This window comes from Defluviitoga tunisiensis (assembly GCF_000953715.1).
Lineage (GTDB): Bacteria > Thermotogota > Thermotogae > Petrotogales > Petrotogaceae > Defluviitoga > Defluviitoga tunisiensis.
Map to the genome: position 1 here is coordinate 731,958 of NZ_LN824141.1, position 23,008 is coordinate 754,965.

Annotated in this window: 18 protein-coding genes; 13 read left to right on the forward strand and 5 right to left on the reverse strand. The window is 31.2% G+C overall.

Going from position 1 to position 23,008, the window contains the following annotated elements; all coding sequences use genetic code 11:
• The 3 genes from DTL3_RS03485 (at nt 1) to DTL3_RS03500 (ending at nt 5,114) form a co-directional block, all read left to right on the forward strand.
• Nucleotides 1-1,680: a glycoside hydrolase family 66 protein gene (locus DTL3_RS03485; RefSeq protein ID WP_045087541.1), complete on the forward strand. Its 1,680-nt coding sequence runs from the start codon at nt 1-3 to the stop codon at nt 1,678-1,680.
• 298 nt (nt 1,681-1,978) lie between these two features.
• Nucleotides 1,979-4,162, forward strand: coding sequence for a TIM-barrel domain-containing protein (locus tag DTL3_RS03490; protein WP_045087542.1), 2,184 nt, complete (start codon nt 1,979-1,981; stop codon nt 4,160-4,162).
• 529 nt (nt 4,163-4,691) lie between these two features.
• Complete coding sequence (locus DTL3_RS03500; protein ID WP_045087544.1) at nt 4,692-5,114, forward strand: hypothetical protein; 423 nt, start codon at nt 4,692-4,694, stop codon at nt 5,112-5,114.
• A 227-nt stretch (nt 5,115-5,341) separates the two neighbouring features.
• Here the strand turns inward: DTL3_RS03500 and DTL3_RS03505 are convergent, their stop codons facing one another.
• The 5 genes from DTL3_RS03505 to DTL3_RS03525 are packed head-to-tail and all read right to left on the reverse strand — an operon-like array spanning nt 5,342 to nt 10,241.
• Complete coding sequence (locus tag DTL3_RS03505; RefSeq protein ID WP_045087545.1) at nt 5,342-6,226, reverse strand: glycoside hydrolase family 130 protein; 885 nt, start codon at nt 6,224-6,226, stop codon at nt 5,342-5,344.
• Between the two features lie 26 nt (nt 6,227-6,252).
• Nucleotides 6,253-7,086: a carbohydrate ABC transporter permease gene (locus tag DTL3_RS03510; protein WP_045087546.1), complete on the reverse strand. Its 834-nt coding sequence runs from the start codon at nt 7,084-7,086 to the stop codon at nt 6,253-6,255.
• Nucleotides 7,083-7,970, reverse strand: coding sequence for a carbohydrate ABC transporter permease (locus DTL3_RS03515; protein ID WP_045087547.1), 888 nt, complete (start codon nt 7,968-7,970; stop codon nt 7,083-7,085). The genes DTL3_RS03510 and DTL3_RS03515 overlap by 4 nt, the downstream gene beginning before the upstream one ends.
• A gap of 14 nt (nt 7,971-7,984) precedes the next feature.
• The gene (locus DTL3_RS03520) at nt 7,985-9,238 is read right to left on the reverse strand and encodes an extracellular solute-binding protein (RefSeq protein WP_045087548.1); all 1,254 of its coding nucleotides are present in this window, start codon (nt 9,236-9,238) and stop codon (nt 7,985-7,987) included.
• Between the two features lies 1 nt (nt 9,239).
• On the reverse strand, nt 9,240-10,241 hold the full coding sequence (locus DTL3_RS03525) for a LacI family DNA-binding transcriptional regulator (protein ID WP_045087549.1): 1,002 nt from the start codon (nt 10,239-10,241) through the stop codon (nt 9,240-9,242).
• 342 nt (nt 10,242-10,583) lie between these two features.
• On the opposite strand from DTL3_RS03525, the gene DTL3_RS03530 reads away from it, so the two are divergent.
• From DTL3_RS03530 to hisB, 10 genes are all read left to right on the forward strand, one after another.
• A complete protein-coding gene (locus DTL3_RS03530; protein WP_045087550.1) occupies nt 10,584-11,894 on the forward strand; it encodes an alkaline phosphatase in 1,311 nt (436 codons plus the stop codon).
• Nucleotides 11,895-12,039: 145 nt separating this feature from the next.
• Nucleotides 12,040-13,386 (forward strand): hypothetical protein, encoded by a 1,347-nt coding sequence (locus DTL3_RS03535; protein WP_045087551.1) that lies wholly within the window; start codon nt 12,040-12,042, stop codon nt 13,384-13,386.
• 186 nt (nt 13,387-13,572) lie between these two features.
• Nucleotides 13,573-15,807 (forward strand): hypothetical protein, encoded by a 2,235-nt coding sequence (locus tag DTL3_RS03540; protein WP_045087552.1) that lies wholly within the window; start codon nt 13,573-13,575, stop codon nt 15,805-15,807.
• A gap of 584 nt (nt 15,808-16,391) precedes the next feature.
• On the forward strand, nt 16,392-17,330 hold the full coding sequence (locus DTL3_RS03545) for a carbohydrate kinase family protein (protein ID WP_052670327.1): 939 nt from the start codon (nt 16,392-16,394) through the stop codon (nt 17,328-17,330).
• 31 nt (nt 17,331-17,361) lie between these two features.
• Complete coding sequence (locus DTL3_RS03550; protein ID WP_045087553.1) at nt 17,362-18,285, forward strand: pseudouridine-5'-phosphate glycosidase; 924 nt, start codon at nt 17,362-17,364, stop codon at nt 18,283-18,285.
• Between the two features lie 33 nt (nt 18,286-18,318).
• Nucleotides 18,319-19,191, forward strand: coding sequence for a pyridoxamine kinase (locus DTL3_RS03555; protein WP_045087554.1), 873 nt, complete (start codon nt 18,319-18,321; stop codon nt 19,189-19,191).
• 303 nt (nt 19,192-19,494) lie between these two features.
• Complete coding sequence (locus tag DTL3_RS03560) at nt 19,495-20,280, forward strand: ATP phosphoribosyltransferase regulatory subunit (RefSeq protein ID WP_052670330.1); 786 nt, start codon at nt 19,495-19,497, stop codon at nt 20,278-20,280.
• A gap of 6 nt (nt 20,281-20,286) precedes the next feature.
• The gene (gene hisG, locus DTL3_RS03565; RefSeq protein ID WP_144403525.1) at nt 20,287-20,892 is read left to right on the forward strand and encodes an ATP phosphoribosyltransferase; all 606 of its coding nucleotides are present in this window, start codon (nt 20,287-20,289) and stop codon (nt 20,890-20,892) included.
• Between the two features lie 35 nt (nt 20,893-20,927).
• Nucleotides 20,928-22,055, forward strand: a complete 1,128-nt coding sequence (gene hisD / locus DTL3_RS03570; RefSeq protein WP_045087556.1) for a histidinol dehydrogenase — start codon at nt 20,928-20,930, stop codon at nt 22,053-22,055.
• The gene (gene hisB / locus DTL3_RS03575) at nt 22,052-22,588 is read left to right on the forward strand and encodes an imidazoleglycerol-phosphate dehydratase HisB (RefSeq protein WP_045087557.1); all 537 of its coding nucleotides are present in this window, start codon (nt 22,052-22,054) and stop codon (nt 22,586-22,588) included. The genes hisD and hisB overlap by 4 nt, the downstream gene beginning before the upstream one ends.
• Nucleotides 22,589-23,008: the final 420 nt, after the last annotated feature.

Consider the following 23,008-nt stretch of genomic DNA (forward strand, 5'->3'; position numbering starts at 1 on the left):
GTGGATTTCTTAGATGCTTCAGAAAAAAAAGGTTTTTCACTGATTGAAAAATTTTTGTTAATAACTAATTCAATACTATTTTTTTCATCTATGTTTGGAGGTGAATTTGTGGATATATTGTTCGATAAGTCTTATTATTATCCAAACGAAACTATTAATATCAGAATTTTAAATATGCTTGAAGAAAACAAACAAATTAAAGTTGAAATAACCCAAGGGGTTCAAAAAGTTTCTGAATTCGCTATTGATAATTATTTAGATAGTAAGGAAATCAATTTCTCGTTTAAGTCTCCTTCCACAACAGGAGGATATGGATTAGATTTATTTATAGACAATAAATTAGTATTAAGCAGAGGTTTTTCAGTTTTAAGTTCTTGGCTGGATTCTCCAAGATATGGATTTCTGACTGATTTTTCAAAAGGTAGGTTTGATATAGAAAAGAATTTTGACTATTTAGTTCAATATCACATAAATTCTCTGCAATATTATGACTGGATGTATGACTACGGAGATTTAGTATATGAAGAGGGAGAGGAATATAAGGATGCATGGAATAGAGAAAAAACAATATCTAATGTTGTTTTAAAAGAATTAATAGAGAAAGGACATGAAAAAAACATTTTTTCTATGGCATATGTTTCTATATATGGTGTTGAAAGAAATTTAGGATTACAACGTCCTGAGTGGCTATTGTATCAGAAAAAAGGAGTAAATTATGAACCGGTGGATTTTTATAAAAAAATACTTATTACAAATACTTATAATGATTCAGATTGGACAAAATTTCTTATTGAAGAGTGTAAAAAAACTCTTGAATTTGGTTTTGATGGAATACATCTTGATCAATACGGATATCCCAAAGATTATACTTCGCTTTTTCTGAAAAATGGAGAATACAAGCCGTATCTAACTTCAAAAGGTTTTAAGGAGTTTATAAATTTGTTAAAGAAAGAAACTCAGTCCCCTGTTTTTTTTAATTACGTAAATAATTGGCCTAACGAAATTCAATCACATACTAATGGAGATGTCATTTACATTGAACCATGGGAATCTTGTAATACTTATTTGGATTTGTACTTGATGATTAAACAAGCAAAAAAGGATAGCAGGAAAGACGTTATATTAGCTGCTTATATAAATGAAAATTTTGAAGAAAATGTTCTATTATCCGATGCTGTTATCTCTGCTAGTGGTGGAAGAAGGCTTGAGCTTGGAGAATTCAGGCTTTTACTTGCAGGTCCGTATTTTCCAGGAGATGCTGGAGTGGCAAGTCAAAAATTACTTGATGGACTTAGAAATTATTATGATTATCAGATAAGATATGAACAATTTCTTGACTTACCAGAAAAGGAGTTAAGCTTAGAAGGATCAAATTTATCCTTAATTCCTAAAAAGAATTCTATTTGGTATAACATAAAGGGAAATTCAGAGTATGTTTTTATAAATTTTATAAATTTTATAGGAATAAGTACAGAACTTTGGAGAACGAAGACAAAGAAACCAGAGATAGTCGAAAATTTAGAAATATTCTTACCTATTAAAAATGTTCAAAATGTTTATTTTGCCTCACCTGATACTCAAATAGCTTTTTCTAAAATAGATTATGAAGTCGAGGATGAGGGAATAAAAATATTTGTTTCAAAAGTTGAATATTGGAGTTCCATTTTAATTGAACTGTGATTAAGATAACGTTAGGTGTTGGGAGAGGAGGATCTTTAGTAATAAATAGTAATTTATTTAAAATTCCGCTCTTTAAAGCAATATCTAAGGTTACCTCTAGCTTACACAACATTCTTGACAATATCAAAAAATACAAATTGCTATATAACTTTTTGTACAATAATAATCCATTTCCTAAATTGAAATGATATAATAATCGTAAGTTTTATTATATAAATAACAGAATATCCATTTATTTATATCTTTTATTGGAATTATTTTCTAAAAAAATGTAAATTTTTTAACAGGAGGAGAATAAATGTTTAAAAAAGCACAGATTTCAGCTCAAACACACTTATATAGAAGTGGGGAACCCTTTAAAACGGGGGCGGTTATTCTAGATTTAAGTAAAGTCAATTTTCAAGATAGCCCTAGAATTCCATATTTTGAAATTGAAACGAATGATAAAGAAACAAACCTTATTTATAAAATGCAAAAAGATGACGTTGTTTATGGCTTAGGAGAAACCTTAGGTGCCTTAAACAAAAGAGGGAAGATTTACCAATTTTATGCCACAGATGATCCCCTGCATACCCCCGACAAAAAGGCTTTGTATGGTTCTCATCCTTTTATGATCTTAGATGGAGAAAAATCATTTGGATTGTTTATTGACTATCCTTCTGAAATTATTTTTGATATAGGTTTTACTCATAAAGATTACATAAAAATTACTATCTTTTCAAAAGATCTTGATATTTATTTATTTGAGTGTGATGAAAAATTAACTATAATAAAGGAATATTTCGCCTTAACGGGAAAACCTTACATACCTCCAAAATGGGCTTTTGGATTTCAACAATCTAGATGGAGCTATTTTTCTGAAGAAGAAGTTAGATACGTTGCAAATAAGTATAGAGAACTTGATATTCCTCTAGATGTAATATATACAGATATTGACTATATGGATGGTTATAAGGTTTTTACCATTAATCGTGAAACCTTTCCAAACTACGAAGGAATGGTTAAAGATTTGGCTCAAAAAGGAATTAAAGTTATTCCCATCATTGATCCTGGAGTAAAAATAGAAGAAGGTTACCATGTATATGAAGAAGGAAAAATGAATAAATATTTTTGTGTTGATAAAAATAGAGAAGACTTTGTTGCAGCTGTTTGGCCAGGGTTAACTCACTTTCCTGACTTTTTAAATTCCGACGTGAGGAAATGGTGGGGGAGACAATACAAGATATTTACAGATATGGGTATAAAAGGCGTTTGGAATGATATGAACGAACCTTCAATTTTTTATACACCAACCAGGGTGCAAAAATTATTTGAATCATTAGAAAAAGCGAAAGTTGAAGAAAATGAGCTAGGTCAGAAATTATCGTTAATACAAGAAGCTATCAAAAATATTCCAAACAATAGAGAAGACTACAAAAGTTTTTATCATAAACTAGATGATGGAACATTAATAAATCACGATCTTGTACATAATTTATACGGATTAAAAATGACAGAAGCGGCCTCAGAAGCTTTAAAAACGCTTTTGCCAAATGAAAGGCCGCTTTTACTATCAAGAAGTAGCTATCCAGGACTTCACAGAATGGCTTCAATATGGATGGGCGACAATATGTCTTGGTGGGAACATATGTTAGTCAATATTAGACTGTTGCAATCTTTGAACATGATGGGATTTTTCTATACAGGGGCAGATATAGGAGGTTTTGGTGGTGATGCTTCACCTGAATTAGTTATAAGATGGATGCAACTCGGTGTATTTAATCCATTTTATAGAAACCATGCTGCCTTAAATACCCGGCCTCAAGAGCCATGGCAGTTTGATGAAGAATCTTTAAACATAATGAGAGATACAGTTAGACTTAGATATGCTCTTTTGCCTTATACATATTCAGAATATATGAACTCTGTGAAAGAATCAGAACCTTTTATAAAGCCTTTATCCTTTGTATTTGACGGAAAAAAAGAGAAGGATATAGAAGATCAGTTTATGTACGGGAATTCTTTAATGGTAGCTCCTGTTCATGAACAAAACAAAAAGGGAAGATATGTATATCTTCCAGATGTAAAATGGCTCAATTGGACTGCCACAAAATTTGAAGAAAGAAATATGACGGTTTATAAACCAGGAGATTATTACATTGAAGCAGAATTAAGTCAAATACCTCTTTTCATAAAAGAAAATAATTTGTTGGTTTTAACTGAACCAATGAATTATGTAGGTGAAAAAGAAATTACCGAGTTATGGATTGTTGGTTTAGTAACCTCACAAGCAGTATATACTTATTACGATGATGATGGATTGACCTACAATTTTGCGAAAGGAGAATTTGGACATTTGAAAATAGAAATTTTAAAAGAGAGTAACGATTTTAAGGTTCAAGTAGAAAAGGAAGATCCGAAAAATATGATAAAGGTAAATAAAATACATTTTGAAATATATGATGAAAGCGGTAATGTTGTAAAAAAAGATATGATAATATAAAATATAAAAAACCACGACTTCAGATGTCGTGGTTTTTTAATTTCAACTTAGTTTAGAACTATTTGAAGATGTTTTGAATATTCTCATTATTAGATTAATGATACTAAAAATAACAAATATAATAAGAGAAATTAAAAAATAAAGTGAAACAAAAATTATAAAAATGACCTTTTCTCCAAAAATAGCATACGTTAAAAAGAAAATTCCTAGAATAAATAAGATAATTTGTAATGCATGAGAAGAAACAAAAAATATACAAATTACAAAAATCATAGATAGGAAAATTAGAGATAAATAATTAAGATTTTTAGACAAAACGATATCTCCCTTGCTTTATTATGTGTTATAGTTAACTATAACACATAATCATACAAAAGTCAAGTATGATAAATAATATAAAAAAGCTGTTTACTTACATTTTAATTGTAAATTCATAATGATAATATAAAATAAAAATGAAAGATTATGGGGGAAAATCTAATGAAAGTCTAGAGGTAACAATATAATCTATATTAGAGGAGTGATTGAATTGAAAAAATTATTATTAATGTTATTTATTGTAGGTATTATTTCAATAATATATGCTCAAAATGGTTTTCTGGGAAAGATTGATTATTTCGTTGAAATTACCGTTGGGGATGCAGCAATCGTTTCAGATTCTAAATCGAAGGATCAAGGGCCACCACCTTGGGCTCCAGCGCATGGTTACAGAGCAAAATATACCTATCGATATTATCCTGATGCTTTTGTATACTATGATACTAACAGAGGTCTCTATTTCTATCTTTCAAATGATAAATGGGAATTTTCACTATCGCTACCTTCTTTTATCAAGTTGAATAAGGATCAATCTGTTGTATTAGAAATGGATGTTGACAAACCATATATATTTCATTCAGAAGTTGTTGAGAGATATCCACCAAAAAATAACCGAAAAACACCAAAAAAGTAAAAATACCCAAAAATTTCATATAAATATGGTTAATGTGAATTAATAGAAAAATAAAAGAGAAGCCACTTTAACCTATTTTCGCCCCTCTCAATATAAGGCAGCTAATCTAAGCTGCCGATTTTTATTTCATAATTAAATGTTAAAATTGTTATTAATACTATTTATTAATGTTAAATTAAAAAAGGCTTAGGATATATCCTATCTATCCTAAGCCTATAATGAAATATTTATTCATTAATCCATTTGAAAACTTCTTCTTTTGAGATAGTAGCTAAAGCGATATAATTGTCTGCAGCTCCATAATAAACATAATACTGGTCTTTATACTCTACCATAGCATCTGAGAAAACAACGTTTGGAACTCCTCCAAATATTTCCCATGTTTCTTCAGGTTCTAAAATTGGTTCTTCGGATCTTTTTAATACCTTTGTAGGATCATTTAAATCTAGTAGCATAAATCCAAGTCTGTAAATAGGTCGAGCGTCGTCTTGGACTCCATGATATAAAAATAGCCAACCATACGGAGTTTTCAACGGAGGACCTCCCGCTCCTATCTTCAAGTTATCCCAATAGTTTTTACGTGGTGATGCAATTTTCACATAGTTACTCCAATGAAGTAAATCATCAGAATATGCAAACCAAATATCTGGTTCTAATCTATGAATAAGGACATACTGACCATTAATTTTTTCGGGGAATAAGGCAGCATCTTTGTTAGGGCTTTCGGGTAATATTATTCCATATCTTTCCCAAGAGATAAAATTTTTTGTAGAAGCCATAGCCACACTTATATTCTTTGGAGAATATGCTGTATAACACATGTAGTATCTACCATTTAAAAAAGTAAGCCTTGGATCTTCTACTCCGTACAACTCATTTTGATGTTGGGGTTCAAAAACTGGTCTTTCCATTCTGTTAAAATGAACTCCATCCAAACTTACAGCATACCCCATTCTTGAAACCATGTCTTCACCTTGTGCTCGATAGAGCATATGAAATAGTTCGCCATCATACACTACAGCCGGATTGAATACAAATCTTGATTCCCATAAGTGCATAGGGTTTGGAGCGAACAAGGGGTTTAATGGATGCCTTTTTAGTTTCAAATTCAAGATAAATCCCTTCCTTTCTTAGTTTCTTATTTTAATGTCATTGATATGCCTTGCAAGAAAGCTTTTCTGAAAATAATAAATATTAAAACCATTGGAATAGTTTGTATAACAGACCCAGCCATTATGGGACCAACATACGCACCATATTCATGATTAAAAGTAGCTAATAGTACAGAAAGTGGCATTTTATTATAGTCTTGAATTACTATTAAAGGCCACATGAAGTTATCCCATATACCAATGAATGTGAAAAGCCCAACTATAGCCATAGCCGAATTGTTCAATGGGACCATTATTCTAAAAATTACGAAAAAATCAGATGCCCCATCCATCTTTGCAGCTTCTATATAGTCGTTGGGGGTTCCTTTGAAACTTTGGGTTAACATAAAAATACCCCAGCCACTCATAATCGAAGGTAGTATTAGTGCTCCATAACTATTTAGTAAATTCAGATTCCTAATCAAAATATACATTGGTATTGTAAACATAAAACCAGGAAACACCATCTGAAATATAATAAAATTAAATATTCCTTCTCTAGCTTTAAATTTATATTTAGACAAAGCAAACGCAATAATTGCTGAACTTATCAAAACACATAAAGTTACAGTTATAGAAACAAACAAACTATTAAAAAAAGCTCTAACAAAAGGTCTATTCATTCTTTCGGCACTTTCTAGAATGAATCTAAAATGTTCTAACGTGAATTTTGTAGGCCAAAATCGAGTATAAATTTCTGCAGATGGTTTTACAGATGCTAAAAAGAGCCATATATAAGGATACAGCCAAATTAGCGCCAAGCCAAACATAACTATGTGAAGGATTACGCTTCCTGTTTTTCTCATTTTTTTAGTTTTCATACTAAATCAACTTCCCTCTCCATAATTTTTCTTACAAGCCAAACCATTCCAAAACTTATTCCAGCAACAAATACAGCCATTGTAGCAGCATATGTTGGATCCATTCTTTGAAATGAGGTTGTAATCATGTGCATCATTGGAGTCAGAGTAGTTCTCATTGGACCTCCTCCAGTTATCATGTATGGTTCAGTAAATATTCCAAAAGCTAGAGTTATTGCCAATACCATAACCATAACAATAGAAGGATTTAAAAGAGGTAAAGTGATTTTAAAGAACTTTGTAAAACCACCAGCTCCATCTAATTCTGCTGCTTCATATAAAGACTCAGGGATGGCGCTAATTCCAGCATATAGAATTAGCCCATAATACCCGATAAATTTCCAGATAACTATTAAAGCAATTGAAAACATTGCTAGTGATGGACTTGTGAACCATGGAATAGTTACTCCAAATAGATTATACAAGAGTTTATTTATAGGTCCATTTACTGCAAAAAGATTTGAGAACATTATTGAATATGCTACTCCTGATGATACATTAGCGACTAAGAAAGAAAGAGTAACAAAGGTTTTTCCATATTTAAGCTTGTTTAAAGCGATTGCAAAAAGCATAGCTCCTAAAAGAACAAGAGGAATATAATATAGCATAAAACGAAAAACATTAAGAACGGTTTTCCAGAAAAGAGGGTCCGATAAGACCCTCGTTATGTTTTTAAAACCAACAAATTGAGGAGATCCTACAAATTTCCATTTAGAAAAAACTAGAATAAATAGCCAAACAAAAGGATAACCCCAAAATATAGCAGCATAAATGAGATATATAGAAGAAATTGAAAACCCTTTTATTGCCTCCTTCTTTGCTAAGTTTTTATTTTTTTTAGACATTTTCTCTCCTACCTTTACCAAAGAATCTTATTTATAGCTTTAACAGCATCGTCTAAAGCCTTTTGTGGATCTTTTTTCTGATACATTAAAGGTTCTATAAATTCAAAAGTCATTAAATCTTGAACATCGACTGTTTGAGTTATAGGTGCAGGAGGAACAGCGTAGGCAACATACTTAGCATATTCAGCTGCCAAAGGATTTTCATTCCAAAAATCTTTGAAATCTTCATTATCCAACAAATCTTCTCTTGCAGGAGGCATTTTTGTGTATTCAAGCCATTTTACATCAAAATCTTCCTTTGTAAATAACCATTTTACGAAATCCCAAGCTTCTTTTTGATGTTTTGAACTTTTAAGTATTACTAAACCTTTAGCGTCAGCAAAGGTGTAAATAGGTTTATCTTTTGGATAATTGTCAGGAACTGGTGGAGGTGTAATTACAATGTCATTAATAATTTCAGGAAATTGTGTTTGAGCAAAAGATATTTCCCAAGGACCTCTTAAACCACCTGCTATAGCACCAATATAAAGAGGATTGCTTACAAGTTCTACAGCAGTCCATCCGTTTTTAAACATTGTATCAATAAAAGTAGCAACTTCTTTTCCTGGTTCGTTATTAAAGATAGCTCTACCTTTAGATGTATCTATATAAGGTTCTCCTTCACTAGCAGCATAATAATAAGTAATGAAGTCAAACCATCTATCCCACCAGTTTCTTCCTTGAATAATTTGAACAGAATATCTTTCTTGAGGTATAACAAATTTTTTTGAAAATTCATAGATTTCAGAGTAGGTTCGTGGTGGGGTATCAAAACCAGCTTCTTTAAGTAAAGAAGCTCTCCACCACATCAGGATAGGATTTGAATAAATTGGTATGACGTAATTTTTACCGTCTATCTTCCACCCTTCAAGTATATTACCCATTTTTCTTTTTTCCACAACCTCATCAAATCCTTCAAGTTTGTCAAATTCGACAAGTTGATCGATTTCAACTAATTGAGCAGCAAAACCAGAGAAAATATTAGTACAGACGTCAGGTGCTCGTCCTGAAGCTATAGCTGTTAAAATTGCCTCTTCTGAGCTTCCAGCAGCTGGAATTGTTGACCATTCAATATCAATCTCAGGATGTAATTGTTCATATTCTGCAACTAATTCCTTCCAAAAAACTTCCTGTTGTGGATCTGGTGCTGTCCAGAATACCAATTTAGTCACTGAAAAAGAAATCACACATAACAAAGCTACTAAAGATAGAATCAACACTCTCTTCATGTTACTTAACCTCCTTTTCTTTTTTAGTTGTTTCTCTTTCCATGAACGTGGTAAAAAGAGAAATCAATACAGGATGAGGATTTTTCTCATTAATCAAGTCTATTAATCTGCTCAATGCGATGTTTCCCATCTCGTATTTAAAAACTTTAAGTGTAGAGAGTTTTGGTTCAGAAATTGAAGCAGATATAATATCATCGAAACCTATTAGTTGGATATCGTTTGGTACGGCAATCCCTATTTTTTTGAGTGTATTCAATATAGTTAAGGCTATAACATCATTTGATGCAAAAATAATTTCAGGATTTTTTGACAAAGCTAAATTCAATGCATACGAAATTCCTTCAGGGGTCTCATCACATTCAAATGTTTGAGGCAATAAACCATTATCACTCATTGCAGCAGTATAACCATCAAATCTATCTCTAAAACCATAAAAACTAACAGAGCCATGAATGTGAACTATCCTAGTATAACCTCTTTCAATCATCTTATTTATAGCATAATAAGCTCCATCAAAACCGTTAGAAACAATTGAATCAACCTTAAGTGTAGGAATATAATTATCAACAAGAACTTTTGGTAGATCACATTCTTCTACACATCTAGGCAATTTATCGCCACCAACTACTAGAAAACCATCTATAGTTTTTAGAAAATCTCCCCTACATTCTTCAAATGTTTTTACTTCAAAAGATATATTGTTTTCTTTAGAATATGATTCAATACCTGTTAGTACAGTAAGATAAAATTCGCTTATACCGTAATGATCTCTATTTTTTAATATTTTTGCGATTCTTTCACTGATAATAACTCCAATTTGAAAAGAAGTTTTCTTATTAGCAAGATCTCTGGCAATTGTTGAAGGTTTATAGTTTAATTCTTCAATGACTTTTAAAACTTTTTCTCTAGTTTTTTCTGAAACAGTATTTTTTGAATTTAAAACTCTTGAAACAGTAGCTATAGAAACTCCCGCTAATTTGGCGACTTCGTCTATTGTTGGCATAGGTAATTTTATCCTCCTTTATGTGTAAGCGCTTACGTAAACATTCTACCAAAAATTAAAGGTAAGTGCAAGCGCAATTTTAGACATTTAGGGTAATTTATGTTGAAATATTAGCATTTAAGTAGAAATAACCAGCAGTTTCCTTAGTCCGATAAATATATTTATCAAAACGTGAGATATTTTATGATTTCTGAGCTTAAATTGCTTTAATGCTTTCTAATTATCTTTATTTGACTCTAATATTCTTTTGAAATTATTGTCAATTATATTATAATATTTTTGTAAGCGCTTACAAATAATTAGCTGGATTCAAGAGACTTCTTTAGAAAAAGGTGAGTTAAAATGAAAAAAATAGTTTTAATCTTTCTTCTAATTGCTTTGTCATTGATTATATATGCAGGTGAAATTCAAAATGTCATATTATTTATTGGTGATGGAATGGGACAAAATCATGTGGTTGCAACTAGGTTTATAGAGGGTAAAGAACTCAATATGTTAAAAACAGACCTGTTCGGATATGTACAAACTTTTTCCTTAAATAATGAAGTGACAGATTCTGCTGCAGCTGCAACCGCACTTGCTACGGGATATAAAACTAATAATGGAATGATCGGAATGCTTCCAAATTGTGAAGTTATTCCCAACTTGACAGAGATCTTATCTAATAACGGTTATAAAACAGGAATAGTAGTTACTTGCAGAGTTACTCATGCAACCCCTGCTGGGTTCTATGGGCATGTTGAAAGCAGAGATGAAGAATCAAAGCTTGCTAAGCAGTTAGTAGATAGCAATTTAATGGTTGTATTTGGTGGGGGAGCAAATTACTTTGAAGAGTTGCAAGAAGATTTGAAATTTAATAGGTTTGATTATTTAAAAACAAAACAAGAGATGATTTCTTATGTTGGTAAAAAAGGGAAAAAGGTCATAGGTTTATTTAGTGAAGATCATCTTCATCCTGTAACTCAAAGAACCAGTGATGAACCTACTTTACCTGAAATGACAAAAAAGGCAATAGAAATTTTGTCAAAAGATGGTAGTCCTTTCTTTCTTATGGTTGAGGGTTCTCAAATTGACATGAGATCTCATGAAAATGATCTAGATGGACTTATAAAAGAAGTCCTAGAGTTTGATGAAGCTATTGGAGTAGCGTTAGAATTTGCTGAAAAAAATCCTGATACTCTGGTTTTAGTTACTGCTGATCATGAAACAGGTGGGTTAATTTTAAATGTGAGCGGTTTGAATTTAGCTACCAAGAAAGGACTGTCTATGCCTATCGGAGGTAGTCAAACTGTTGATTTAGAAACAATGAAGAATTTTCAAAAAGAAATTACTCAAGTAATATCACATTCATCAAATATAAATGAATTGAAAAATAGTATAGAAAAATGTTTTGAAATTACTTTAACTCCAACAGAAATCAATTCCATTGAAGATTCACAAGATAGACATAGCGCAATTTTCAAAGTAATAGTTGGAAAAGCTAATTGCACAGCAAAATGGTCTACTACAGAACATACTGATGCATTAGTACCAATATATGCCTATGGACCTGGAGCCGAACATTTTAGCGAGGTTCTAGATAATACAGACGTACCTAAAACTATTTTACAATTGGTAGAAATTTCTTCTACTAGTTTAATAAAAACTCCATAGATTTTAGTAATATCAATGGCTTCAAAGTTAACCAGAAATAGCTCCAAGGTTGTAGTAAAGAAATTCAATGTCTAAATAATTATAGAATCTGAGTTTCATGATTTTAAAATGAGAATGAAAAATTTTGTAAGGAGGAGGTAGTAGGATGAAAAATATTAGAATGTTTTTTGTGTGTTTGTTAGTTGTTTTAATGTCTGTTGCAGTATTTTCTGCTGAAAAGGTAATAAAAGTTGTAACCGACCAAAAGACAAACCTTGAGGTACCTTATGTTATGAGTTTTTCTGAGTTATTGGATTTAGTTGGTGAAGATTTTGATGCAAATTGGTATTCTATTAGAGTGAAGGATTCAAATGGAAAAGATCTTCCATATCAATTAGTAGATGTTGATAAAAATGGGAAGATTTCATCAAAAGACTTACTTCAATTTACCTTCAAAAAAGAAGCAAAATTAGTTGTTTCTGATGATTGGGATTTAGATTTACTTCAGTTTGCACCTAGTTTGAAAGTTGAAGAAAAAGATGGTGAATATATTGTATCTTCTGACAAATTTACAGTAAAGGTGAATTCTTATGGCCTTGCTAGCTTTGTCAAATTCAATAATGCTGAAGGGAATTTGTACAATGAGCTTGGAACAGCAAGAGTAGCAGGTTGGTCTGGAAGCACATATTATGTCGACGGATATTTAGGTAAACATGTGGAAACAACTTCTTCTGGTCTAAAGGTTAAAGAATTAAATGTATTTCAGCCAGGTCCGGTTGCGGTTACTGTTGAAGCATTATTATATTATGAAGAATTACCAGGTTTTAACCAGAAGATAACCACCCATATATTTAAAACAGGTGACGTTATCGTAGAAAACGAATTTTCATTCACTAATTATGTTGATATAATGAAATTACAAGTTATGGCAACTTCACCATTGACAAGCTTAGATGATAAAGCTGTTCATATTATGCCTATGTTTAGAAGGATGCTTTGGGCTGAACAATTAGGAATTTCACCATATGACTATTGGAAGGAAAGAAATGCAGTTAAGATGGTTGATAACAATCCATTCATAGTATTTCCTGCTATTGATCCGATGAAACCATTGTGGTGGGGTGCAACATATTGTTATGCCTCAATGGAAAATTGGAGAGCAAATTTTTCTGATAGTTATGATATAGTTGCCGCTGAAATTCTTCCTGAAAAACCAGTAATTTACTCGGATCTTAAGAAATTTGTATATAACGATTTTTGGTTCTATGAAAGTAGAGAGTTTAGAGATGGAATCTTTAGATGGGTTCCTGGAGAGTTAGAAATTTACGAAGCTACTAAAGGAGTTTTTGAAAATACACATGAAGCAGATTGGATGGCTCAATTTAAAGCAGGGGACAAATTAACTTATACAAGATATTTTTCAATGTATTCTTCTAAAAATGTTGATGAAGCTATAAAACTTCTTGAAAATAGAACACATGAAATTCAAAATTTAAAAGTTGTAGCTGAGTAATTTTATAAACCTCTGCAGAAATTGAGAATGCTGCAGAGGTTTCACTTTTATTAGCTATTATTTAACGAAAATATTCAATAAAGCTGAAAAAAACTTTTAGTATAAATTTCCAAACATAAAATTGATTGTTCAAATTAGTTCAACTATCTATTCACTTATTAATCATGATTCAAGGGAGGTCACATAATGAAAAGAAAATATTTTATTATATTTACCATAATATTTATGCCGTTAACATCTTTAGGAATGCCTGAATTAAATCTAAATCATCTAGAATTTTTAAGAGATGAATTTCAAATTGAAAACGAAACAAAGATAGGATATTGGATATATGCTGAAAAATATGGTGACAAATATGTACACACAGAGGCTAAAGGTGAAGGAGTTACTTGTGTGGATGATGTAGCAAGGGTGGCTGTGTTATATACTGAATTATATAAACTTGATAATAATGAATTTTATTTGCAAAGGGCTAAAGAGGCCTTGGATTTTGTAATGGCTTTCCAAGATACCGATGGAGATTTTTATAATTTTGTTTTTGAAGATGGGAGTATTAATAAGCAAGGTATTACAAGTAGAAAATCAGCAAATTGGTGGGCTGCTAGAGGTTTCTGGTCTATTTCCAATGCCTTAGAAATTTTTGAAAATGATAAAGAGTTTCAAAAGAAATTAGAAAATTCAGCTAAGTTAGCCTATAATTTTCTATCAAAAAATTTAGATGAAAATTACTTTTTAAACCATAATTCAGATGTTTCTTCTGTTTTTTTAATGGGGGTAGTTGAATATTATAAGTACACAAAAGACGAAAAAGTAAAAGATTTAGCAATAAAAATAGGTGATTCTATTTTAAGTAAGCAAATTAAAGATGGTTTTCTAAAAGGTGCGTTCGACGAAGGTGAAGAGACACCCTTGTGGCATAGCTGGGGTAGCAGGCAAGGTGAAGCCTTGCTTGAATTGTATAAAATAACACAAGATGACAAGTATTTGAAAGCGGTAAAGTTACTTGCAGATGAGTTTTACCCAGTTTTGCTTTCCTTAGGACCTGTTTATCAAATAAGTGAGTATATAATGCTTTATCCTCAAATCGCTTATGGTGTTGAACCTATCGTATCAACTTTGGTTAAGTTATATTCAGTAAGCAAAGACGATAATTATGCGTATATGGCTTCGTTATTTGGAGGCTTTTTTGAAAAGAATAACAATTTAAAAACACCTATGTATGGTCCAAATGGTGAAGGATATGATTCATTACATTCTGTATATATTAATACTAACTCTGGAGCAGAATCGACAATCTGTGCTTTATTGAGCATTACCAGACTTAAAATCTTACCTATGAAATTTCAAGAAATAACTGAAGCAATAATAGTTTCAGGAAGAAAGACCAATTTGTTAGAAGCAGAAAAGATGAATACTGGTATATATAGTTTTACTCTTGATAATATAAACAACATTGCTTTAAAAACAGATGAAAGCATAAGAATTAGACAGACTTTAAAGGATTTTTATCCTGGAGAATACGAAATATACGTTAGTGGAATATTTGAGCCTAATACCACAGTTAAAGTTACTTCTGGTGAGAATTCTGTGGAAGTAACTTTGAAATCATCAAAAGGAATAAGCAGTATAGGAAAAATACATATGAGTAAAAATGAAATAATACTTTATTTTAAACCAGATGGAGGAAATATATATATTGATCAGGTTATTATAAAGCCAGTTGATCACCTTTTTGTGTATAAATTAAAAGATAATTATTATGAGTTTAGTAAAACGGGAGTGAAACAAATAGAATATGCGATAGCAGACGTTAAAAGTCAATATGTTCAAAAAGTTGAAGTGCCTATTGAAAAGGTCAATGAAAGTTATTTGTTTAACTTGGAAGAGTTGTTTAATAATGATGGGATAGTTGATTATGCAAATAGAAAATCAGGTAACTTTGATAACTTTGATGGAGTTATTGGCGCTAAATATCCAGTAGAAGAGCTTCAAAAGAAGTTAGACAACAATGTTTTTTATTTTGAAAAAGAAGATGTGTATTTTAAATTTAAAACTGAAGGAGTAGATAACCTAATATGTACATCTCAAGAGATCTATTTAAAAAACTTTGATGTTTCTCCTTCTAATCTATATATAGTGGGTTCTTGTGATCATGGTAACTATGAAGGATATTTAACTATAGTGTATAGTGATGAAACAATAGAAGAAAATAGAATAGCTTTTTCAGATTGGTGTCAAGACCCTGCTTATGGAGAAACAATCTTAATGGAATTTGATTATAGATATGACAATCTAGGAATCAAAGAAAACATAACGACCAGGTTGTATCTAAATAAGATAGTATTGAAAGAAAAACCCATTAAATCTATTTTCCTTCCTCAGATACCGACAATGCATATTTTTGCTATTACTCTAAAATAAAATAAAATAATTTAACATCCTATGTTAAGGGGCCTTAGTTATATGCTTAAGAGGCCTCTTTTTTATTTAAAATTATACTGTCTTCAGAAATTCCAAAATCTTTATTTCTAAGGTCTCTGATTAAAAATTTTAAATAATTCATAAATTCAATACCTGGTTTCATTAGAATTTTATGCATTACATACGAATTGAAAAATAATAAATTCATATAAATATTTTTTGTCTAGTTAAGTTATAATATTATGTAGATTATTTTTAAATAAAAAAAGGAGATTTTCTAAAAGTAAGTATTTGAATTAGTAATGGGTTCAGGGCGAAGCCCTCTTCCTGCCTTGGTACAAGTATCCAAAAGAGTTTTAAAGAAATGCAGATTTTCTAAAAGTAAGCATTTGAATTAGTAATGGGTTCAGGGCGAAGCCCTCTTCCTGCCTCGATACAAGTATCTAAAAAAGTATTAAAGAAATGCAGATTTTCTAAAAGTAAGCATTTGAATTAGTAATGGGTTCAGGGCGAAGCCCTCTTCCTGCCTCGATACAAGTATCCAAAAGAGTTTTAAAGAAATGCAGATAAAGGAGAATATAAAGTTGTTAAAAAAAGTCTCCTGTATAGGAGGAATTAATCTTGATATTAAAGGATCTCCATTCAAAAGGCTAGAGCTTCAAACTTCAAATCCTGGAAAAGTATTCTATTCTTCAGGGGGTGTGGCTAGGAATGTTGCTCATAATTTAGTTAAATTAAATGTTCCAATTAATTTAATAGGAGCAGTTGGAAATGATAGTTTTGGAGAAATTATTTTGAATGAAATGAATAATTTGGATATAGAAACAGGCCATATAAAGATTTCTAAACATTTTCAGACAGGTGTTTATTTAGCTATTTTAAATGAAATTAGAGATATGTATGTTTCTATATCTGATATGCAAATAATGGAAGAAATAGATACAGTTTTTCTCGAAGAGAAAAAAGACTTTATAATTGATTCAAAGATAATATTTCTAGATACAAATTTGAATGTAGATGTAATAAATTTTGTGCTAAAATTAGTTGAAAATAAAAATATAAAGGTAATAATAAATGCAGTTTCTATTGCAAAAGTAAAAAAATTGCTGCAGGTAGATAATAACGTTGATTATTTAACCTTGAATTTTATGGAATTGAATTCGTTATTAGATAAAGAACTCGAATTTCCAAATAGAGAAGGTATAATAAAAAATATACAGCAAAAGATTCCAAATTTTACAAATATAGTAATAACCAATGGAGCAGATGGCATTTATTTTTTTAGTAGGAAAGATAATAATCTAAATTTTTTTCCTGTTAAAGAAATGAGTTCAGAAGAAATCATTGATACTAATGGAGCTGGAGACGCCTTTACTGCTGGTTTTATATATGGATTATACAATGATTTGGGCATAAATCAATCAATTTATTATGGCATAAAAGCTTCTCAGATTACAATGAAAAGCTATAAAACGGTATCTGACGAGCTATATAAAATTTTAGAAGAAACCGAGAATAATTGAGAGGTATAATATAGCGATGGGAGGTTTGAAATTGAATCTCAAATACTTTGACATAAAAGAAGAAGTAGCAAAAGCTATAAAAAAAAATAAACCAGTTGTAGCATTGGAATCTACGATTATTTCACACGGAATGCCTTATCCACGAAATATCGAAGTTGCTAAAAAATTAGAAGAAACAATACGAGATAGAGGTGTAACTCCTGCTACTATAGCTATAATTGATGGCATAATAAAAATTGGTTTAAACGAAAAAGAGCTTGAATTTATGGGTACAGATAAGAATATATTAAAAGCTAGTAGAATGGATTTACCTATAGTAATAGCCAAAAAGTCAAATGCTGCTACAACAGTTGCAGGAACAATGATAGCTGCAAATCTAGCTGGAATAAAAGTATTTGTCACAGGGGGTATAGGTGGGGTACATAGACACGCTCAAGAAACATTTGATATCTCCGCTGATTTGCAAGAATTATCAAAGACGAATGTTGCAGTTGTTTGTGCCGGTCCAAAGGCCATATTAGATTTATCTCTTACACTAGAGTATCTTGAAACATTTGGTGTACCTTTGGTTGGTTACCAGACTGATGAATTACCCTCTTTTTATTCAAGAAAAAGTGGCATAAAAATCCCTTATCGGGTAGATACAGCTAAAGAAGCTGCTCTAATAATGAAAGCAAAATGGGATTTGGGACTTCAAGGTGGTGTTCTAATCACCAATCCTATTCCGGAAGAATATTCGATGAATGAAGAAGAAATAAAATCTATAATAAACAAAGCCATAGAAGATTCAGAAAAACTAGGAATAAAAGGAAAAGAATTAACTCCATTTCTTTTATCAAGAATAAAAGATTTAAGTAAAGGAGAAAGTTTACAGGCTAATATTGAACTTGTGCTTAATAATGCAAAAGTTGGAGCAGAGATAGCTAAAGAATTCTATAACTTATCCAATTTCTAAGAATAAGAATCTAGCAAAAAAGGAGGACTATATTTGAAAGAAAAACCTATTAAACGGGTTGCTGCTATCCATGATCTATCAGGGTTTGGTAAAGCTTCTTTAAATGTTGTTATCCCTATTCTATCCTCAATGAAGATACATGTATGTCCTGTACCTACAGCAATATTATCAACTCATACAGGTGGTTTTGAAAATTATACCTTTTTGGATTTAACTGATTACATGAAAGAGTACATAAATCATTGGAAAACACTAGATATATCATTTGATGCAATTTACAGTGGTTTTTTAGGTTCTGAAAAACAAATAGACATAGTTTCAGATTTTATTGACTATTTTTCAAAAAATAACGAATCATTAGTAGTTGTTGATCCCGTAATGGGAGATGATGGTGTTCTTTATCCTACAATAACCGCAGATTTAGTAAACCAAATGAGAAAGCTGATTAGTAAATCAGAAGTTATTACCCCTAATTTTACAGAAGCGTGTTTTCTTTTAGGAGAGCACTATAGAGAGTATGTAAACTTAGATATATTAAAAAAATGGCTCAAAGCGCTTTCAAAAAGTGGACCTAAAATAGTTATTATTACAAGTGTTCCAGAAAAAGATTCTACAAGAACCGGGGTTGTAGCTTACAACAGTTATGACGATCGATATTGGAAGGTTACAAATAGACATATAAGAGCATTATATCCTGGAACTGGGGACGCCTTTACTAGTGTAATTGTTGGAAGTCTTTTAAATGGTGATAGCTTATCAATAGCTATTGATAAGGCTACTCAGTTTGTTATTATGTCTTTGAAGGCTAGTTATGGATACAATTATCCAAAAAGAGAAGGAATTCTTCTTGAAAAGGTCTTAGATACGCTTAATATGCCTACGACTTTACAAAGTTATGAAATTTAATGTTGACAAAAGAATTTTTATAGTATATAATTAGAAAAATAAGTACCTTAATGGAGGAAAATGATTTGTCATCACAAGAACTGTGCGTTCTGAAAATTAATAATATATACAACATAAATATGCATCATCATACATGGCGTGGCCGAGTTAATACATGCCATGTATGTCGTTGTTTTAGATAACTTCATACAAGGCGTTGAATTAGCCGGTCACGAAATAACGTGACCGGTTTTTTGTTTTTAAAAAGCTGAAGTAATTAAAAGTATTGAAAACTAATATAAGGTGAGAAGAAAGGAGATTAATATGAAAAAAGATATATTTGCAGAATCAAAAACCTTATCGAATATTGTAAATAAAATGAGAAATATACTCATTCAAAATGGCTATTATGAGCTCTTTCCACCATCTGTAGCACAGTATTCTGAAAATCTGAAAAAAGGTATGAAGTTTTCTGATGGCAAAAACTTTTATTTATTAAAACCGGACGTTACTTCTTGGCTAATAGAAATGGATAAAGTTGAAGAAAAACAAAAGATTTTTTATGTTTCAGAAGTTCTTAACGAAAATCTTAACAGCACATGGCAACTAGGTTTTGAAATTTTGAATGGAGAACACCTAAAAGCAGAAGAAGAGATTATACGATTAACGATCGAACTTCTAAAAAACTTAGAGATAAGTAATTTTTTCGTAGATGTAAGTTCTATTAAAGTATGGAAAAATGTATTAAATAAGGTGGAAAGATACAAGCAAGAAGTTTTAAAAGCTATTGAGGTGAGGAATTTTGGTTTGATTGAGGCTCTGGAAATAGATCAAGAGATAAAAAATGAAATTGGAGAACTATTCAATTTTAGGGGGAAACAATCAAACATTAACAGTTTAAACACCCTTCTTAAATCCATAAATGACGAAAGAATATTCATAGACTTAGGCACAATAAAATATATGGATTATTACGAAGACATTGTTTTTGAGGTTTATGCGCCAGATAATGGTCATCTTTTAGGTAATGGTGGACAATACAGAATTAATGATAAATATGCGTGTGGATTAGCCTTTAATTTAGATGTAATAAAGGAGATGAAAAGATAAATGAAAATATCTATTGCATTGCCTTCCGGAAGATTACTAAAGGATACAAAGTACTTTTTAGAAAATGTTGGGATAAAGGTAAAAGAACCTGATAGCAGGGAACTTATTTCGTCCTTAAATGGTTATACTTTTTACTTTCCACGTGTTTTTGATGTACCTGTATATGTTGAGAACGGGGTTGATTTAGGTATATGCGGAAGTGATATAGTTTTAGAGAGAAAGAATGAGGTTTATGTACCAGTAGATCTTCCATTTGGTAAGTGTAGGATGAGCTTAATTGTACCGAAGGGGAAAAAAATCACTCCTGAAAAAATGGAAGGTTTTAAGATAGCTACAAAATATCCTGAGATTACACAAGACTTTTTTTTAGAAAGGGGAGTAAAAGTAAAAATCTTAAAGTTGAACGGTGCAGTAGAATTAGCTGCAAAGGTAGGTATTGCTGATGCAATTGTAGACATTGTGGATACTGGAAATACCTTAAGGGCTAACGATCTCGAAGAAGTGTATAAAATAATAGACATTTCAGCCGTTTTATTAGTAAATAGGATAACTCAAAAAACCAAGTTCGACTTTGTGAATGACTTAATAACGAAAATTCGGAAAATAAAATAAGACAACCTAAATCAAAAAACTGAGGAGGGATTATATTGAATTTACAAAGGTATGTTTCAGAAATATTAGAAGATTTAAAGATTAATGGACTTGATGCAGTAAAAAAATATTCTCAAAAGTTCGATAATTACCAAGATGAAATATTTTTGAGAGAAGAAGAATGGAATGTAGAATCAGAGATTCCACAAAGCGATAAAAATGCTATAAAACAAATCATAAAAAGATTGCAAGATTATCACTCAAAGCAAAAAACAGAAGACTTAATGTATAAGAATGAATATGGATCTATTTATGGATTAATAAAAGTCCCAATAGATAGAATAGGTGTTTATGTGCCAGGCGGGAAACCACTTCCTTCTAGTTTGTTAATGGTTGCTGTACCTGCTCAGATTGCTGGAGTGAAGGATATAATAATAACCTCATCGCCAAAAGAAGGAAAGGTAAATCCATATATTATATATATCGCAAAAGAACTGGGAATAAGCGAAATATACAAAGTGGGAGGAATCCAGGCAATTGCAGCTATGACGTATGGAATTGGGATGAAAAAGGTTGATAAAATTTTTGGGCCAGGCAATCAGTATGTAAACGAGGCAAAAAGGCAAGTATTTGGTGATGTAGGAATAGACAGTTTAGCAGGCCCGTCTGAAGTTTGTGTAATTGCTGATGAAACAGCAGACAAAGATTACGTATTAAATGATCTTCTTTCCCAGTTAGAACACGGAGCTGAATCAAAGGCATTTTTGGTCACAACTTCTAAACAGATATACGATTATTGTCAAAAAGAAGGTATTGATAGATATTTTTGCAAAGATATATTTGAGTGTGCAGACAAAGCAAATGAAATTGCTCCTGAACATCTAGAAATATTAACAAAAGAACCTGAATTGATCCTATCTTTAATACGAAATGCAGGAGCAGTTTATTTAGGAGAATACACCCCTGTTCCCGCTGCAGATTATTTTTTAGGGGTAAATCACGTTTTACCAACAGGAAAAGCAGCTAGATTTTCTTCTGTTCTAAACCTCAATGATTTTGTAAAGTATATGACGGTTGCAAAGGTTACTAAAGAAGAGTTCCTAAAGGAAAGGTATTTAGGTATTAGAATGGCTGAGATAGAAGGTATGTTACAGCATAAAAAGTCTATGGAGGTAAGAAAATGATAAGGAAAACTAATGAAACATATATAGAGATAATCAATTCAAAAGAAATGAACATTGAAACAGGAGATCCGGTTCTTAATCACCTTCTAAAAACACTTTTTTACTATATGGAAAGAGAAGTTGATATTAAAGCAAAATACGATTTAAAACATCATCTCTGGGAAGACGTGGGAATAACTATAGGAGATTTTTTAAAAGAGGAAATAAAAGATGCAAAGATTAAAAGATTTGGGACTTCTATTTTACCGATGGATGATGCGCTTATTCTTGTAGCAGTTGATATTTCAAGATCTTTTGCTAGTATAGAGCTAAATATTGAAAACCAAGAAGAAGGTTTTGAATTAGGAAACTTCAAAGAATTTGTTTTAGCCTTATCAAGAAGTTTGTCAGCTACAATTCATATGAAACAAATAAATGGTGAAAATGCTCACCACATAATTGAAGCTTGTTTTAAGTCGTTGGGGACAGCTTTAAAACAAGCATTAGAAAAAAGTGAAAGAATAGAAAGCACTAATAAGGTATATAGAGTATAATTAAAAAAGTTATTGAAACTTAAAACATTTCCATGGTACAAGTACCAAAAAGTTTCAATTGTTTATTACTGTTTTTGAATTAACAACGGGTCCAGGGCGAAGCCCTCTACTCCTAGGTACAAGTACCAAAAAAGTTTCAATTGTTTATTACTGTTTTTGAATTAACAACGGGTCCAGGGCGAAGCCCTCTACTCCTAGGTACAAGTACCAAAAAGTTTCAATTGTTTATTACTGTTTTTGAATTAATAACGGGTCCAGGGCGAAGCCCTCTACTCCTAGGTACAAGTACCAAAAAGTTTCAATTGTTTATTACTGTTTTTGAATTAACAACGGGTCCAGGGCGAAGCCCTCTACTCCTAGGTACAAGTACCAAAAAGTTAAAGAAATTAAGAATTAGCGATGATTAGAAGTAGGAAGGTA